At 64.4% G+C, this 15,764-nt stretch carries 13 protein-coding genes; 8 read left to right on the top strand and 5 right to left on the bottom strand.

Translation table 11 applies throughout. The features are described from left to right. Position 1 precedes the first annotated feature (1 nt). Together F3H95_RS14790 and F3H95_RS14785 are read right to left on the bottom strand one after the other, a co-directional pair. Positions 2 to 1,426 carry an aldehyde dehydrogenase family protein gene (locus F3H95_RS14790; protein WP_149746572.1) on the bottom strand — a complete coding sequence of 475 codons (1,425 nt, stop codon included), beginning with the start codon at positions 1,424 to 1,426 and terminating at the stop codon, positions 2 to 4. A gap of 96 nt (positions 1,427 to 1,522) precedes the next feature. After that, positions 1,523 to 2,452: a LysR substrate-binding domain-containing protein gene (locus tag F3H95_RS14785; protein WP_244618026.1), complete on the bottom strand. Its 930-nt coding sequence runs from the start codon at positions 2,450 to 2,452 to the stop codon at positions 1,523 to 1,525. Between the two features lie 163 nt (positions 2,453 to 2,615). Between F3H95_RS14785 and F3H95_RS14780 the strand changes: the two genes are divergently transcribed. Beyond that, positions 2,616 to 3,548, top strand: a complete 933-nt coding sequence (locus F3H95_RS14780) for an L-lactate dehydrogenase (protein ID WP_149746571.1) — start codon at positions 2,616 to 2,618, stop codon at positions 3,546 to 3,548. Between the two features lie 6 nt (positions 3,549 to 3,554). Here the strand turns inward: F3H95_RS14780 and F3H95_RS14775 are convergent, their stop codons facing one another. After that, positions 3,555 to 4,631: a PAS domain-containing sensor histidine kinase gene (locus F3H95_RS14775; RefSeq protein ID WP_244618025.1), complete on the bottom strand. Its 1,077-nt coding sequence runs from the start codon at positions 4,629 to 4,631 to the stop codon at positions 3,555 to 3,557. A 151-nt stretch (positions 4,632 to 4,782) separates the two neighbouring features. Between F3H95_RS14775 and F3H95_RS14770 the strand changes: the two genes are divergently transcribed. The 7 genes from F3H95_RS14770 to F3H95_RS14740 all read left to right on the top strand — a co-directional run bounded on the left by F3H95_RS14770 (position 4,783) and on the right by F3H95_RS14740 (position 14,029). Further along, positions 4,783 to 5,718 carry a LysR family transcriptional regulator gene (locus F3H95_RS14770; protein WP_149746570.1) on the top strand — a complete coding sequence of 312 codons (936 nt, stop codon included), beginning with the start codon at positions 4,783 to 4,785 and terminating at the stop codon, positions 5,716 to 5,718. A gap of 138 nt (positions 5,719 to 5,856) precedes the next feature. Further along, the gene (locus tag F3H95_RS14765) at positions 5,857 to 6,336 is read left to right on the top strand and encodes a formate dehydrogenase subunit gamma (RefSeq protein WP_143127611.1); all 480 of its coding nucleotides are present in this window, start codon (positions 5,857 to 5,859) and stop codon (positions 6,334 to 6,336) included. After that, positions 6,333 to 7,901 carry an NADH-quinone oxidoreductase subunit NuoF gene (locus F3H95_RS14760; RefSeq protein ID WP_149746569.1) on the top strand — a complete coding sequence of 523 codons (1,569 nt, stop codon included), beginning with the start codon at positions 6,333 to 6,335 and terminating at the stop codon, positions 7,899 to 7,901. Before F3H95_RS14765 ends, F3H95_RS14760 begins: the two co-directional genes overlap by 4 nt. A gap of 258 nt (positions 7,902 to 8,159) precedes the next feature. Then, positions 8,160 to 11,042 (top strand): formate dehydrogenase subunit alpha, encoded by a 2,883-nt coding sequence (gene fdhF / locus F3H95_RS14755; RefSeq protein WP_149746568.1) that lies wholly within the window; start codon positions 8,160 to 8,162, stop codon positions 11,040 to 11,042. Between the two features lie 9 nt (positions 11,043 to 11,051). After that, entirely contained in the window at positions 11,052 to 11,876 is an 825-nt protein-coding gene (gene fdhD, locus F3H95_RS14750) for a formate dehydrogenase accessory sulfurtransferase FdhD (RefSeq protein WP_149746567.1), read from the top strand. After that, a complete protein-coding gene (locus F3H95_RS14745; RefSeq protein WP_149746566.1) occupies positions 11,866 to 12,210 on the top strand; it encodes a formate dehydrogenase subunit delta in 345 nt (114 codons plus the stop codon). The genes fdhD and F3H95_RS14745 overlap by 11 nt, the downstream gene beginning before the upstream one ends. Before the next feature lie 166 nt (positions 12,211 to 12,376). Beyond that, positions 12,377 to 14,029 carry an OFA family MFS transporter gene (locus tag F3H95_RS14740; RefSeq protein ID WP_149746565.1) on the top strand — a complete coding sequence of 551 codons (1,653 nt, stop codon included), beginning with the start codon at positions 12,377 to 12,379 and terminating at the stop codon, positions 14,027 to 14,029. A gap of 65 nt (positions 14,030 to 14,094) precedes the next feature. Here the strand turns inward: F3H95_RS14740 and F3H95_RS14735 are convergent, their stop codons facing one another. Together F3H95_RS14735 and F3H95_RS14730 are read right to left on the bottom strand one after the other, a co-directional pair. Beyond that, positions 14,095 to 14,943 (bottom strand): asparaginase domain-containing protein, encoded by an 849-nt coding sequence (locus F3H95_RS14735; RefSeq protein WP_149746564.1) that lies wholly within the window; start codon positions 14,941 to 14,943, stop codon positions 14,095 to 14,097. 162 nt (positions 14,944 to 15,105) lie between these two features. Beyond that, complete coding sequence (locus F3H95_RS14730) at positions 15,106 to 15,585, bottom strand: chemotaxis protein CheW (RefSeq protein WP_143127104.1); 480 nt, start codon at positions 15,583 to 15,585, stop codon at positions 15,106 to 15,108. Between the last annotated feature and the right edge of the window lie 179 nt (positions 15,586 to 15,764).

Here is a 15,764-nt window from a genome sequence, read left to right as displayed (position 1 = left end):
CTCAGTAATTCAGGATCACGAGCCGTGTCTGGGTGAATTCCAGCATGCCGTGCTTCCCGTCGTCGCCGCCAAGGCCGGAGCGTTTCCAGCCGGCGTGGTAGCCCTGATAGGGATCTGCCGGGAAGCGGTTGATGTAGAGTTCGCCTGCCTCCATCGCCGTCGTTGCCTGCATCACCTTGCGGTAATCGTTGGAAAACACCACGGAGGCGAGGCCGTACTGGCTGTCGCTTGCCAGCCGCAGCGCCTCGTCGAAATCGCGGTAGACGATCACCGGCAGTACGGGGCCGAACACCTCGTCCCGCACGATCTCCATTTCCTGCCGGCAGCCGGAGAGAAGGGTGGGGGGATAGAAATAGCCCGGTGTGTCCGGCAGAACGCCGCCGGCCTCCAGCACCGCGCCCTCGGCCACCGCGCGCTCCACCATGGCATGCACGCGCTTTCGTGCGGCTTCGGAGGCAAGCGGCCCCATCAGGCCCGCATCCGTCGCGCGGTCGCCGAAGCTGCGTGCGGCAAAGCCGGCCTTCAGCCGTTCAAGCAGCGCATCATGAATGGAGGCATGCACGTAGAGTCGCTCGACCGAGGTACACACCTGGCCGCAATGGGCGGTCTTGGCGGCAAGCACCATGCGCGCCACCGCATCGAGATCGGCATCCGGCTCGACGATCACCGGTGTCTTGCCGCCAAGCTCCAGGGAGGGCTTGGCGATGTTCTGCTTGCAGAAATCCAGCACCGCGCGACCGGCGGTCACGCTCCCCGTCAGCGTGATCATGCCGACTTCCGGCCGCGTGCAGAGTGTCGCCGCCACGTCATGCGTCATGGTCAGGATACTGACGAGACCCTCCGGCAGCCCGGCCTCCGCCAACGCTTCGGCAAAAGCGAAGGCGGAGGTCGGCGTCGTGTTGCTGGGCCGCACCACCACCGCATTGCCGGCCATCAGCGCCGGCGCGATCTTGCGCACCAGCGTGTAGATCGGAAAGTTGAAGGGGATCAGGCAGGCCACCACGCCGATCGGCACCCGCTGCAGCATCAGCGTTTCGTTCGGCGTGTCGCTGTCGATCACCTCGCCGTCGATGCGCCGCGCCCATTCGGCATGGTAGCGCATCAGTTCCACGCCGTAGCCGACTTCCGCCGTCGCATCGGCAAGGCTCTTGCCCGATTCTTCCGCCAGTGCCGCGCCGATGATCACGGCCCGCTTCTGCAGACTGTCAGCCAGCCGGCGCAGGGCATCGCCGCGCTCGATCGAAGGCCTTTTGCCCCAGATCTTCTGCGCCGCGGCGGCGCGCTGCACCGCCTCGATGACTTCGGCATCGGTGGCGGCCGGCACCTCGGCAAACACCGCGCCGGTGGCGGGGTTGTGGACCGCGATCCTCTCCGCGCTTGCGGGCTCGACAGACTGTCCGGCGATGACATTGCGATAGACGCGCATGGGTATCCTCCCTGCTTTTCCCTGCAAGGAGATGTCAGGCGCAGGCCGTGCCGCAAGCGAGGAATTCTCGGCCCGACCATTCCAAAAAGGAATGTTTCAGGCGCGTCGCGCCCCAGGCGCCGTGGCGCGGTCGCTTTCGAGTTCACTCTGGAGTTCGTTGCGCAGCCAGTCGCGAAACGCCGCCACCCGTCGCGGCGGCAGCTGGTCGGTGCGGGTCACCAGCCAGTAGGCCTCGTGCCCTTCCACCTCCACGTCCAGCACCTGCGCCAGCTGGCCGGTCGCCATCAGCGGCGCCACCATCGCCTTGTCGGCAACGGCAACGCCGAGCCCGTTGCAGGCGGCTTCGATGACGAGATCCAGCAGATCGAATTCCAGACCACCCCGGGTATCTGTCTGGCTGAGGCCTGCCGCGTCCAGCCAGCGCTGCCAGGTGAGATAGCGCTGGTCGGCGGAGGCCAGCACATGCAGCAGTGTGAACCGGGACAGGTCGATCGCGCCATCCACCGGTAACAGATGCGGTGCGCAGACGGCGATATGCCGTTCCGTCATCAGCCGCTCGGAGGCGAGAATCGGCCATTCGCCATCGCCGAAACGGATCGCGCAATCCAGCAGGCTGCGCTCGGCGAGGCTGTCGGCAGGATCGGTGGTGATGCTGATGTCGATGTCCGGCAGCGCGGCATGCAGGCGGGAAAGGCGGGGCAGCAGCCAGCGCTTGGCAAAGGTGGGCGGCACATTGATGCGCAGCCGGTGGCGGTTGCTCTTTTCCATGATGCCGCGCACCGTCAGCTCCACCGAATGGAAGGCGTGCTGCAGGCTGGCGTAAAGCTCGGCGCCGGAGGGCGTCAGCTCCAGATGGTGATGGTGGCGGATCACCAGCTTCTCGCCCAGCTGGTCCTCCAGATTGCGCACCTGCCGGCTTACCGCGCTCTGGGTCAGGTTCAGCCGCTCGGCCGCGCGGGTGAAGCTGCGGGTCTGGCCCACCACCTCGAACACCTTCATCGCTGTCAGTGCCGGCAACCGTCGCATGCAGGACCCTCCGTCTGCCGGCATATAAACAGACGGAATGCTGCATCGTCATCCTGTTTTTCCGCGCTACGTCTATCGATTGGGGCGCCGGGTTGAGGCATGTCATGACACAGCGTGGATCCGGCCTTAACCTCTCTGCAAATCCCAGCCACGGAGGACACGGATGAAGGTCGGAATCGTAGGTGCTGGCATGGTCGGCAGCTCGGCAGGTTATGCGCTGGCGCTCACCGGCACGGCGAGCGAAGTGGTGCTTGTCGATGTCAGCGAGAAACTGGCGATTGCCCAGGCGGAAGACATCGCGCATGCCACGCCCTTTCACTCGGCGACCAAGGTCCGCGCCGGGGATTATCAGGCGCTGGCCGGTGCCGGCATCGTCATCCTCGCCTGCGGCGTGAACCAGAAGCCGGGCGAAAGCCGGCTGGCGCTTCTGGAGCGCAATGCAGAGGTGTTCCGCCAGGTGGTGGGCGCCGTACTGGCGGTGGCGCCGGATGCAATCCTGCTGATCGCCTCCAACCCGGTCGACATCATGACGGAAATCACCACGCGGCTTTCCGGTCTTCCAGCCACCCGTGTCATCGGTTCCGGCACCATTCTCGATACGGCCCGCTTCCGCAGCCTGCTCGGCCGTCATCTCGGCATCTCGCCGCAATCCGTGCATGCCTATGTGCTCGGCGAACACGGTGACAGCGAGGTCCTCACCTGGTCGAATGCGCTGGCGGGTTCCGTCTCCGTCGCCTCTTTCGCCGAACAGGTGGGGCGGCCGCTGACGCCCGAGCTGCGGGCCGAGATCGACGACAATGTCCGCAATGCCGCCTATCGCATCATCGAGGGCAAGGGCTCGACCTATTACGGCATCGGCGCCGGGCTGGCGCGGCTGGTCAAGGCCATCGCGCTCGACCAGCGGGCGGTCTTCTCCGTCTCGATCCTGACGCCGGAAGTGGAAGGCGTGCGGGATGTGGCGCTGTCCGTGCCCCGTGTCGTTGGCGCGTCCGGCGTGATCGTCGATCTTTTTCCGGAACTCGATGCGGCGGAACATGCGGCGCTCACCCGCAGCGCTGCCCTTCTCAAGGAGAAGACGGCCTCGCTTCAGCTGTAAAGACGCTCAGCGCTTCAAGGCCGGCGTATCGATCCGGTAGGACAGGCCCTCCGGTGCATAAGTGAGCGTGGCGCTGCCGCCGAAATCATGCGGCACCACCCGCTCCATCAGCGTGGTGCCGAAGCCGCGGCGGGAGGGTTTCGTCACCGAGGGGCCGCCCTGTTCTCTCCACTGGAGGATAAAGGAGCCTGCCCCGTCGCCCTGCCAGCACAGATGGACCCGCCCGTCCTCGACGGAGAGGGCGCCATATTTCATGGCATTGGTCGTCAACTCGTTGATGGCCAGCGAGAGCGACAGCGCCTGCTTGTCGCTCAGCATCACCTCCGGACCATCGGCATGCACCTGGCTGGAGACGGTGCGATGCACCGAAAGCGCCGTTTCCACCACCTGCGCCAGGGACACATCGCCCTTCGGCGCGTCGGTCACCAGCGCATGGGCGTTGGCGACGGCGGCCAGCCGCTGCAGCAGCAGCGGACGGCTCTCCTCCACCGAATGGGCCACCCGCAGCGTCTGGCTGACGATGGAGGTGACCATGGCGAACATGTTCTTCATGCGGTGCTGCAGTTCGGAATTCATCAGCCGCACCTGGCGCTGGCTTTCCATCCGCGCCGTCGTCTCGATGACCGTATCCAGCAGCCCGACGATCCGCCCAGCATCGTCGCGCAACGGGCTGTATGAAAAGGTAAAGAAGGCCTCTTCCGCATAGCCGTTGCGTTGCACGGTCAAGGGAAAATCCTCGATGAAGGTTGCCTGGCCTGCCAGTGCCTTGTGAGCAATGGGGGCGATATCCTCCCAGATCTCCGCCCAGACACGGCTCAGCGGTTGTCCCATAGCCTCCGGCTTGCGGCCGAGAATCGGATGGAAGGCGTCATTGTAGATCATGGTCAGTTCAGGGCCCCAGGCGATCATGGCCGGAAAGCCTGAGGTCAGGACCATCCCCGCTGCCGTTTTCAGCGCCACCGGCCATTGCCGGATGGGACCAAGCGGCGTGTTCGACCAGTCGAGGTCGCGGATCATCTCCGCCGAACGGCCACCGCCGTCCAGAAATGAAAATGTGTCATCCGTTGTTACCTTGTCCATCATGACCGAGCCTCCGGTCGATAAATGGCGACTGGCGGGCTTTGGTTCCCGCCAGGTTCCAGTCGCGGATGCCCAACGACGAGCCGGCGGCAGCTTGACGCACGGCGCCCGCTGCCCTCACAACAGAAGGCTCACAAAACCCCGGAGCGGTGCCATGATCGACAAGCTGGAATTCTTCATTGCGCTTGCCGGGGCAGGTCATTTCGGCCGTGCGGCGGAGGAATGCGGCATTTCGCAGCCAACACTCTCGGCCGCGATCCGCCAGCTGGAGGATCAGCTCGGCGTGGTGCTGGTGGTGCGCGGCTCGCGGTTCCAGGGGCTGACGCCGGAAGGGCAGCGCGTGCTGGAATGGGCGCGCCGCATCGTTGGCGATACCCGCACCATGCGCGAGGAAATGCGCGCCGCCCGCAAGGGCCTTGCCGGCCATATCCGGCTGGCGGTCATCCCCACCGCGCTTGCCATGGTGCCGCGGCTTACCGAACCCTTTCAGGCTCGCCATCCGAACGTCACCTTTTCCGTCACGTCGCGCACCTCGCTGCAGGTTCTGAGCCAGCTGGAAAACCTCGAGATCGACGCCGGCATCACCTATCTCGACAACGAACCGCTTGGCCGCGTCACCACGGTTCCCCTGTATTCAGAGCGCTATCACCTGATCGCCGCAGCCGGCACGCCGCTTGCGGATCGTCAAAGCGTGACCTGGAAGGATGTATCAGATCTTCGGCTTTGCCTATTGACCCCGGACATGCAGAACCGCCGGATTATCAACAAGCACATGGCGGAAGCCGGCGTCTGGGCCAAGCCGACGCTTGAGTCCAATTCCATGATCGTGCTGTTTTCACATATCCGCACCGGCCAGTGGGCCTCGATCATGCCGCGTAACGTTGCGGAATCCTTCGGTTTTTCTGAGGAGATCCGGATGATCCCGATCAGCGAGCCGGAGGCCGAGCATCTGGTGGGTCTCGTTGCCACGCATCGCGAACCACACACGCCGCTCGTCTCTGCCCTGCTGCACGAGGCGAGATCCCGCGCTGCAGCATCCGCATTCGATAGATTTTTTCTATCGCACAACGAGACGGCGATATTGACCTGATGTATGCATCTTCGTCATCCTTCACGAACAGGCAGTGTTGCCGTTTCGGATGACGGCGCCCGGATCCTCTGCGATCCATGACATCAACCGGTGGTTTTGCCGGGAAGCGTGCCGGGCGTCGGTTTGGGAGGACTGACCATGAATGTTCGGGTGGTTGCCGTGGATGAGGCAACCCGTATTGCGGCCATCATCGAGGACTGTCGGCATCTGGAAGGTCCGATGCTGCCGATCCTGCACAAGGTGCAGGCGGAATTCGGCTATATCCCTGATGGCGCCAAGCAGATCATTGCACAGGCGCTGAACCTGTCGCGCGCCGAGGTGCACGGCGTTGTCACCTTCTACCATGATTTCAAGGATCATCCGGCCGGCCGCCACACGCTCAAACTCTGTCGCGCCGAAGCCTGCCAGTCGATGGGCGGCGATGCGCTGGCCGAGCGGGTGAAGGCGAAGCTCGGCCTCGGCTGGCATGAAACGGCGGCCGATGGCTCGGTGACGCTGGAGCCGGTCTTCTGTCTCGGGCTCTGTGCGCAGGCGCCGGCCGCCATGCTGGACGGTGAGCTTTATGCGCGCCTCGACGAAGACTGTCTGAACGACATTGTTGCGGAGGTGCGTGCATGAGCGTGCCCGAAACCATCACTGTTTTCGTTCCCCGCGATGCGGCAGCCCTTGCCGTCGGTGCCGACAAGGTCGCCGCCGCGATCGAGCGCGAGGCAAAGGCCCGCAATCGCGATGTGCACATCGTCCGCAACGGCTCGCGCGGCATGCTGTGGCTGGAAGTGCTGGTCGAGGTGCGCACTGATCACGGTCGCGTCGCCTATGGCCCCGTCAGGGCTGCCGACGTGCCGTCGCTGTTCGAAGCCGGCTTCCTCGCCGGCGGCGATCACCCGCTCTGTCATGGGCTGACCAGCGAGATCCCTTTCCTCAAGAACCAGACGCGGCTCACCTTCTCCCGCTGCGGCATCACCGATCCTCTGTCGCTGGAGGATTACCGGCACTACAAGGGCCTCACGGGTCTTCAAAAGGCCGTGGCCATGCCGCCGGCCGACATCGTCAGCCAAGTCACCGACAGCGGGTTGCGCGGTCGCGGCGGCGCCGGCTTCCCGACCGGCATCAAATGGAAGACGGTCGCGGACGCGACGGCTGACCAGAAATACATCGTTTGCAATGCTGACGAGGGCGACAGCGGCACCTTCGCCGACCGGATGATCATGGAAGGCGATCCCTTCGTCCTGATCGAAGGCATGGCGATTGCCGGCATCGCAGTCGGCGCCACCAGGGGCTATGTCTACACCCGCTCCGAATATCCGCATGCCATTGCGATGATGGAAGAGGCGATCGCCATCGCCCGCCGGGAAGGCATTCTCGGTCCGTCCGTGTTGGGGTCGGCTTACGCATTCGATATGGAAGTGCGCATGGGCGCCGGCGCCTATGTCTGCGGCGAGGAAACCTCGCTGCTGAACAGCCTTGAAGGCAAGCGGGGTATCGTGCGCGCCAAGCCGCCGCTGCCGGCGCTGCAGGGCCTGTTCGGCAAGCCGACGGTCGTCAACAACGTCATGTCGCTCGCCTCCATCCCCGTCATCATGGACCGCGGCGCCCAATTCTACCGCGATTACGGCGTCGGCCGCTCGCATGGCACGATCCCGATCCAGCTCGCCGGCAATCTGAAGCATGGCGGGCTTTATGAAACCGCCTTCGGCCTGACGCTCGGAGAACTGGTCAACGAGATCGGCGGCGGCACCATCAGCGGCCGTCCGGTCAAGGCGGTGCAGGTCGGTGGCCCGCTCGGCGCCTATTTTCCGCCGTCGCTGTTCGACACGGTGTTCGATTACGAGGCCTTCACCGCCGCCGGCGGTCTCATTGGACATGCGGGCATCGTGGTGTTCGACGACAGCGTCGACATGCTGAAGCAGGCGCGCTTTGCCATGGAATTCTGCGCCGTGGAAAGCTGCGGCAAGTGCACGCCCTGCCGCATCGGCTCGACGCGCGGCGTCGAGACCGTGGACAAGATCGCCCGCGGCATCGAGCCGGAGAAGAACAAGGTGCTGCTGGAAGACCTCTGCAACACCATGAAGTTCGGTTCTCTCTGTGCGCTCGGCGGCTTCACGCCCTATCCGGTGATGAGCGCCATGACGCATTTCCCGCAGGATTTTGCGCCGGCCCCGGTGATGGAGGCTGCGGAATGAGTGTCGTAGAAAGACCCCTCCCGCTCGCTTTGCTCGCCGCCCTCCCCACAAGGGGGAGGGCTCAGTGCGCGGCACCGTCTCGCCCAACGCAAGCGCATAAGGCAGCTGCACCGTTGTTAACCCGCTCGTTTCGTTACCGGGAGCAGACGGCTGCCACAGGTTGTCTCCCCCCTTGTGGGGGAGATGGCCGGCAGGCCAGAGGGGGTCTTGTCTCCCATTCGCCCCGCGTCCTCGCCCATTCCGCACAGGAGGCCCTTCATGCCCCTCGTTCCTGAAATCGATTACGGCACCCCCGCCTCGAAATCCGCAGACCTGGTGACGCTCACAATCGACGGTCGCGAAATCACGGTGCCGGCCGGGACTTCGATCATGCGCGCCTCGATGGAGGCCGGCATTCAGGTGCCAAAACTTTGCGCGACCGACATGGTCGATGCCTTCGGTTCCTGCCGTCTCTGTCTGATCGAGGTGGAGGGCCGCAACGGCACCCCCGCCTCCTGCACCACGCCCGTTGCGCCCGGCATCGTCGTCCACACCCAGACGGAGCGGCTGAAGGCGATCCGCAAGGGCGTGATGGAGCTTTACATCTCCGACCATCCGCTGGACTGCCTCACCTGCGCCGCCAATGGCGATTGCGAGCTGCAGGATATGGCCGGTGCCGTCGGCCTGCGCGATGTGCGCTATGGTTACGAAGGCGAGAACCATGTGAAGGCGCGGTCTGCCGAGGGCGGGATCAATGCGCATTGGATGCCGAAGGACGAGAGCAATCCCTATTTCACCTATGACCCGTCGAAATGCATCGTCTGTTCGCGCTGCGTGCGCGCCTGCGAGGAGGTGCAGGGCACGTTTGCGCTGACCATCGAAGGCCGCGGTTTCGACAGCCGCGTCTCGCCCGGCGCGCATGAGGCCTTTCTCTCTTCCGAATGCGTTTCCTGCGGCGCCTGCGTGCAGGCCTGCCCGACGGCGACGCTGACGGAAAAGTCGGTGATCGCCATCGGTCAGCCGGAGCATTCGCTGGTGACCACCTGCGCCTATTGCGGCGTCGGCTGTTCGTTCAAGGCGGAAATGCGCGGCGAGGAGCTGGTGCGCATGGTGCCCTGGAAGGATGGTCAGGCCAATCGCGGCCATTCCTGCGTCAAGGGTCGGTTCGCCTATGGTTACGCAAGCCACAAGGACCGCATCCTGAACCCGATGATCCGCGAGAAGATCACCGACCCCTGGCGCGAAGTGACGTGGGAAGAGGCTTTTGCGCATGTCGCCTCGGAATTCCGCCGCATCCAGTATCAGTATGGCCGTGAAGCCATCGGCGGCATCACCTCGTCGCGTTGCACCAACGAGGAAACCTATCTCGTCCAGAAGCTGATCCGCGCCGGCTTCGGCAACAACAATGTCGATACCTGCGCCCGCGTCTGCCATTCGCCGACCGGTTATGGTCTCGGCCAGGCCTTCGGCACCTCGGCCGGCACGCAGAATTTTGATAGCGTCGAGCATTCGGATGTGGTGCTGGTCATCGGCGCAAACCCGACCGACGGTCATCCGGTGTTCGGTTCGCGGTTGAAGAAGCGCCTGCGCCAGGGCGCAAAGCTGATCGTCATCGATCCGCGCCGCATCGATCTGGTCAAGACGCCGCATGTGGAGGCTGCCTTCCACCTGCCGCTGAAGCCCGGCACCAATGTCGCGGTGCTGACGGCGATTGCCCATGTCATCGTCACCGAAGGCCTGTTCGACGAGGCCTTCATTCGCACCCGCTGCGACTGGTCCGAATTCGAAGACTGGGCGGCTTTCGTCGCCGAGCCGCAGCACAGCCCGGAAGAAACGGAAAAGTTCACCGGTGTTCCGGCGGAAGACCTGCGCGGCGCGGCGCGTCTCTATGCCAGGGGCGGCAATGGCGCGATCTATTACGGCCTCGGCGTCACCGAACACAGCCAGGGCTCGACCACGGTCATGGCGATTGCCAACCTGGCGATGGCGACCGGCAATATCGGCCGTCCGGGCGTCGGGGTGAACCCGCTGCGTGGCCAGAACAATGTGCAGGGCTCCTGCGACATGGGATCCTTCCCGCACGAACTGCCGGGCTATCGCCACATCTCCGACGATGCGACGCGCGAAACCTTCGAAAAGCTCTGGGGTGTCACGCTCAACAACGAGCCGGGGCTTCGCATTCCCAACATGCTGGATGCCGCCGTCGAAGGATCTTTCAAGGGCATTTACATCCAGGGCGAGGACATTCTCCAGTCCGACCCGGACACCAAACACGTCTCCGCCGGTCTGGAAGCCATGGAATGCGTCGTGGTCCACGATCTCTTCCTGAACGAGACCGCCAATTACGCGCATGTCTTCCTGCCGGGGTCCACCTTCCTCGAAAAGGACGGCACGTTTACCAATGCCGAGCGCCGCATCAACCGCGTGCGCAAGGTCATGACGCCGAAGAATGGCTATGCGGATTGGGAAGTCACCCAGAAGCTGGCGCAGGCCATGGGCCTTTCCTGGACCTATAGCCATCCGTCCGAAATCATGGATGAGATCGCCGCGACGACACCAAGCTTTGCCGGCGTGTCCTACGACTATCTGGAGAAGAAGGGTTCGGTGCAGTGGCCCTGCAACGAAAAGTTCCCGGATGGCTCGCCGATCATGCATATCGACGGCTTTGTGCGCGGCAAGGGTAAGTTCATCCGCACGGAATATGTCGCGACCGACGAACGCACTGGTCCGCGCTTCCCGCTGCTGCTCACCACCGGCCGCATTCTCAGCCAGTACAATGTCGGCGCCCAGACGCGGCGTACGGAGAATGTCGTCTGGCACGAGGAGGACCGGCTGGAAATCCATCCGCACGATGCCGAACAGCGGGGCATCAAGGATGGCGACTGGGTGAAGCTCGCAAGCCGTGCCGGCGAGACGACACTGCGCGCGCTGATCACCGATCGTGTGGCGCCGGGCGTGGTCTATACCACCTTCCACCATCCAAACACCCAGGCCAACGTCATCACCACCGACTTCTCCGACTGGGCGACGAACTGCCCGGAATACAAGGTGACGGCGGTGCAGATCTCGCCCTCCAACGGTCCGACCGAATGGCAGGAGGATTACGAGGAACTCAGCCGTCGCTCACGCCGCATTGCCGGCAAGCTGGAAGCGGCGGAGTAGGGCTGGCCGATGGCAGACAACACCAGCCGCACGGTTCAGGAATGGCGCTTCCGGCAGGGGCAGATGGCGGATGGCCATCGGATCGTGCCGGAAGAGGTGCCGATCGCCTTTTCCTATGGCGGTTCCACCCATGCGGTGATGATGGCGACACCGGCCGATCTCGTCGATTTCGCCTACGGCTTTTCGCTGGCGGAGGAGATCATTGCGTCGGCCGCGGATATTCTCGATGTTGAACCGGTCGAAGCCGATGCCGGCATCGATGTGCAGGTGACGCTGAAGGATCAAAGCGCAGACGCGCTCACAGCGCGGCGTCGCCGCATGGCCGGTCCTGTCGGCTGTGGCCTCTGCGGCATCGAATCGATCGAGCAGGCGGCGCGGGCCGTGGCCCGCGTGCCGGAGGGGCGCCTTCATCTGACGCCAGCCATGGTGGCGGATGCGGTGCGTGAGCTCGGCGACGGTCAAAACCTCAACCGCGAGACGCGCGCCGTGCATGCCGCCGGCTTCTATCGTCCCGGTCGGGGCATCGCCGCAATCCGCGAGGATGTCGGCCGCCACAATGCGCTGGACAAGCTCTGCGGTGCCGTGATCCGCGCCGGTCTCAAGCCCGCGGACGGCGTGGTGGTCGTCACCAGCCGCCTTTCGGTGGAAATGGTGCAGAAGACGGCGCTGCTCGGCTGCTCCTGTCTCGTGGCGGTCTCCGCCCCGACCGCGCTTGCCATCGAGACGGCAGAGGAGGCGGGCATCACGCTGATCGGCATTGCCCGCGGCGATGAATTCGAAGTGTTTACCAGGCCTGATCGTCTGATGACGGGAGAAAGCAGCCATGTCGCTTAGCCACACCGATGAAAAGCTTGTCCGCATGGCAAACCAGATTGCCACCTTCTTTGCCTCGCAGCCGGAGGCAGTTCGGGTGGATGGCGTTGCGACCCACATCAACAAGTTCTGGGAGCCGCGCATGCGCCGCCGATTCTTCGAGATGATCGATGCCGGCATTGGTGGCTTCTTGCCGCTGGTGATTTCGGCTGCGGCAAAGATCAGGCGCCCGGAAAACCCGACGACGGAAGCCGTCGGCCTCGGCGCGGATGCAGCAAAGGGTGCGCCGGGCGGCAAGGGCCCGGTCGCCGGCGAATCCCTGTCGGAACCCAGCGTTCCGGCCGGCGTGACGTAAACGACGCCAGTCCGGAACAAGCCGGACCGGTCAGTCTCTGCCTTGCATGACCAGAAAGCCGTCGACGGGGAGATCGTCGGTCTTCTGGAGTGTGAAAACCCGAGCGCGTCCGGTGCGCGGGCAACAAAATTCAATATCCTGACAGCCCAAGAGGAGGAGTTCGTCCATGGCAGTTGCAGGTGTAAGTGGAGGGGATCTTGCCGGCATCGGCCTCCTCGACCGGGAGCGCATCATCGCGAGACCCGGCTTCAATCGTTGGCTGGTCCCGCCGGCCGCACTCGCCATCCATCTGTGCATCGGCATGGCCTATGGCTTCAGCGTGTTCTGGTTGCCGCTTTCCAAGGCGCTGCCGACCACGGATCCGAGCTGCTCGAGCCTGACCCTTGCCGGCGCCTTGTTCACGACCGCCTGCAACTGGCGCGTGGCGGATTTGGGCTGGATTTACACACTCTTCTTCGTGCTGCTCGGCTGCTCGGCGGCCATCTGGGGCGGCTGGCTGGAACGGGTCGGTCCGCGCAAGGCGGGCTTCGTCTCCGCCTGCTGCTGGTGCGGCGGCATTCTCGTGGCCTCGGTCGGCGTCATGACGCATCAGCTGTGGCTGATGTGGCTCGGCGCCGGTGTGATCGGCGGCATCGGCCTCGGTCTCGGCTATATCTCGCCGGTGTCCACGCTGGTCAAATGGTTCCCCGACCGGCGCGGCATGGCAACCGGCATGGCGATCATGGGCTTTGGCGGCGGCGCGATGATCGGCGCACCGCTCGCCAACCTGCTGATGACCTCGTTCAAGACGGATGTCTCGCCGGGCGTCTGGCAAACCTTCGTGGTGATGGCGCTCGTCTATTTCGTCTTCATGATGGGCGGCGCCTTCGGCTATCGCATCCCGCCGGCCGGCTGGCGTCCGGATGGCTGGACGCCGCCGGTCGCGAAAAGCAACATGATCACGCACCGCCACGTGCATCTGCGCGATGCGCACAAGACGCCGCAGTTCTGGCTGATCTGGGCCGTGCTCTGCCTTAACGTGTCCGCCGGCATCGGCGTCATCGGCATGGCCTCGCCCATGTTGCAGGAAATCTTCGCGGGCTCGCTGATCGGCCAGCCGGGTGTCGCGTTTGCGCAGCTCGATGCCGGACAGAAGGCGCAGATCGCCGCGATTGCCGCCGGCTTCACCGGCCTACTCTCGCTGTTCAACATCGGCGGCCGCTTCTTCTGGGCCTCGATGTCCGACAAGCTCGGCCGCAAGAACACCTATTTCTGCTTCTTCATCCTCGGCATCGTGCTCTATGCGCTGGCACCCACGCTTGCGCTGATGGGCTCCAAGGCGCTCTTCGTGCTCGCTTTCGGCATCATTCTCTCGATGTATGGCGGCGGCTTCGCCACCATCCCGGCCTATCTCGCGGATATTTTTGGCACGCAGTTCGTCGGTGCGATCCACGGCCGGCTGCTGACCGCCTGGGCGACGGCCGGCATCGCCGGTCCCTTCGTGGTGAACTATATCCGCGAGGCACAGATCGCCGCAGGCGTGGCGCCCGGACCGGCTCTGTACACCAGCACGATGTATATCCTTGCCGGCATGCTGGCGGTCGGTCTCATCGCCAATGCCTTCGTCAAGCCGCTGTCGGATAAGTGGTTCATGTCGGATGCGGAGGTTGCGGCCCTGCAGGCGAAGACCGCCGCCGCCAATGCCGGCCCGACGGGTTCCTTCGGCATCGGCAAAGGTGGGCTCGATGCCAAGGCAGCTCTGGCCTGGGCCGTGGTCGGCCTGCCGCTTCTCTGGGGCGTCTGGGTTACGCTGAAGAGCAGTTTCGCGCTGTTCGGCTGAGGCCTGGACCTTATGTCAGAATCCTGCGGGAGCCGGCCGAGTGCCGGCTCTTGCCGTTTCGCCCGTCAGGTCAGCCAGAGATGGATGAGCGCCGCCTCCGGTGTTTCCAGCCCGCCGTTCTCGATCCCCGTGCTCCACAATCCCGCACCCGCCGCATAGGTGCCGGGTGTCAGGCCGCCCGCCTCGCACTGGCTGACGGCGCGCAGGCGTTTTCCCGCCGCGACAGCCTCGGCAAGCGCGCCAAGGATTGCCGGATCCTCCATCGCCGTGCCGGAGCCGAACACCCGCAGCACCGCGCCGTCCAGCACCGACAAAGCGGCGGAGAGAAGTTCTGCCGTCATGCCGGGCGAGAGTGTCAGGATCGCCAGCCGGCGGGCCGCATCGAAGTCGCGCCGGCGGGGCGGTGCGGCTTCCGCCTGCGGCTGGGCGCGAAAACTGTCGGCGGCATGGCTGTCATGCTTCACAAGGCCGGCGGCCGGCAGCAGGTGTCCGGCAAAGGCAAGATGGACGCCGGCTCCGGGGGCGAGTGCTGCGTCCAGCGCCAGCTGAAGATTGCCCTCCGCGTCGCCGCCTTCGCCGAGCGGCACCATGGATCCGCACAGGATGATGCGCCGCGTCTCGCCGGCCAGCGCCTGCGTCAGCGCAGCACCCGTGAAGGCCATGGTGTCGGTCCCGTGAGTGATGATGACCGGCAGGTCGGGATGCGCACGGATCGCCGACAGCATGTCGTTCCAGTGGCGCGGGCCGACATTGGCGCTGTCGAGCAGCGGCGAAAATACATGGGTTTCAAGCAGGGCATCCGGCGGCAGCAAGGCGGCGAGCGCACCTTCCACCAGTCCCTCGACCGGCCGAAGGCCCTCCGGCCCCGGTGCCATGCCGATGGTGCCGCCGGTATGGATCAGAAGCAGACGCATGGGACCTCTCCGTGACATGCAGGGAGCTGCTTCCTAGACCATTTCCGCTGCAAACGGAATCCATCCTCCCGGTCCCTGGTTTACGCGGTTGCGTCGGCTGGAACGCAAAAGGCAGCGGTGGTCGCCGCTGCCTGTCGGTCTCGATAGTGTCGTCGGATGGGCTCAGGCGGCGAGATCGTCCAGATCGCTGCCCTTGAACATCTTGGAGAGGTTCAGGAAGCAGATCATGCCGTTCTCGCTGGCGATGATGCCTTCGGAGAAGGACTTGTCGAACGAGGCGGAAACTTCCGGTACCGGCTGGATCTGGCTCGACGAGATGGTCAGGATGTCCGAGACCCGGTCGACCAACATGCCGATGACCATGTTGTGCACTTCGGCCACCACGATGGCGGAACGCTCGTTGGCCACCGTGCTCTTCATGCCGAGCTTGTAGGCGAGATCGATGATCGGGATGACGGAGCCGCGCAGGTTCATCACGCCGATCACGTCGGACGGCGCATGCGGGATCGGCGTGGACGGGGCCCAGCCGCGGATTTCGCGGATCGTGGTCGTCTTCACGCAGAATTCCTGGTCATGCAGCCGGAATGCGATGATCTCGAGGGTCTCGCCGCTGAAGCTTGTCGTGGTGATCGTCGTAGCCATCAGATTTCTTCCCAGTTCTTCGATGCCTTGACCGCGGCGGCTGCACCCGATGGCACCTGCGACCTTAGCCGTGAGTGAGCGAACCGGGCATGCAAGGGCGTGCATCGGGATCGCGCGAAGAAAAGTCTAATGAAAGAATGTTTCTCAAAGCTGAATCGGCACTCTCACTTCTTGCAGCG

Origin of the sequence: Rhizobium sp. RU35A (assembly GCF_900156005.1) — a bacterium.
GTDB classification, from domain to species: Bacteria; Pseudomonadota; Alphaproteobacteria; order Rhizobiales; family Rhizobiaceae; genus Neorhizobium; species Neorhizobium straminoryzae.
The sequence above is the reverse complement of the archived record's forward strand: the minus strand, read 5'-3'. Positions and strand labels throughout refer to the sequence as shown.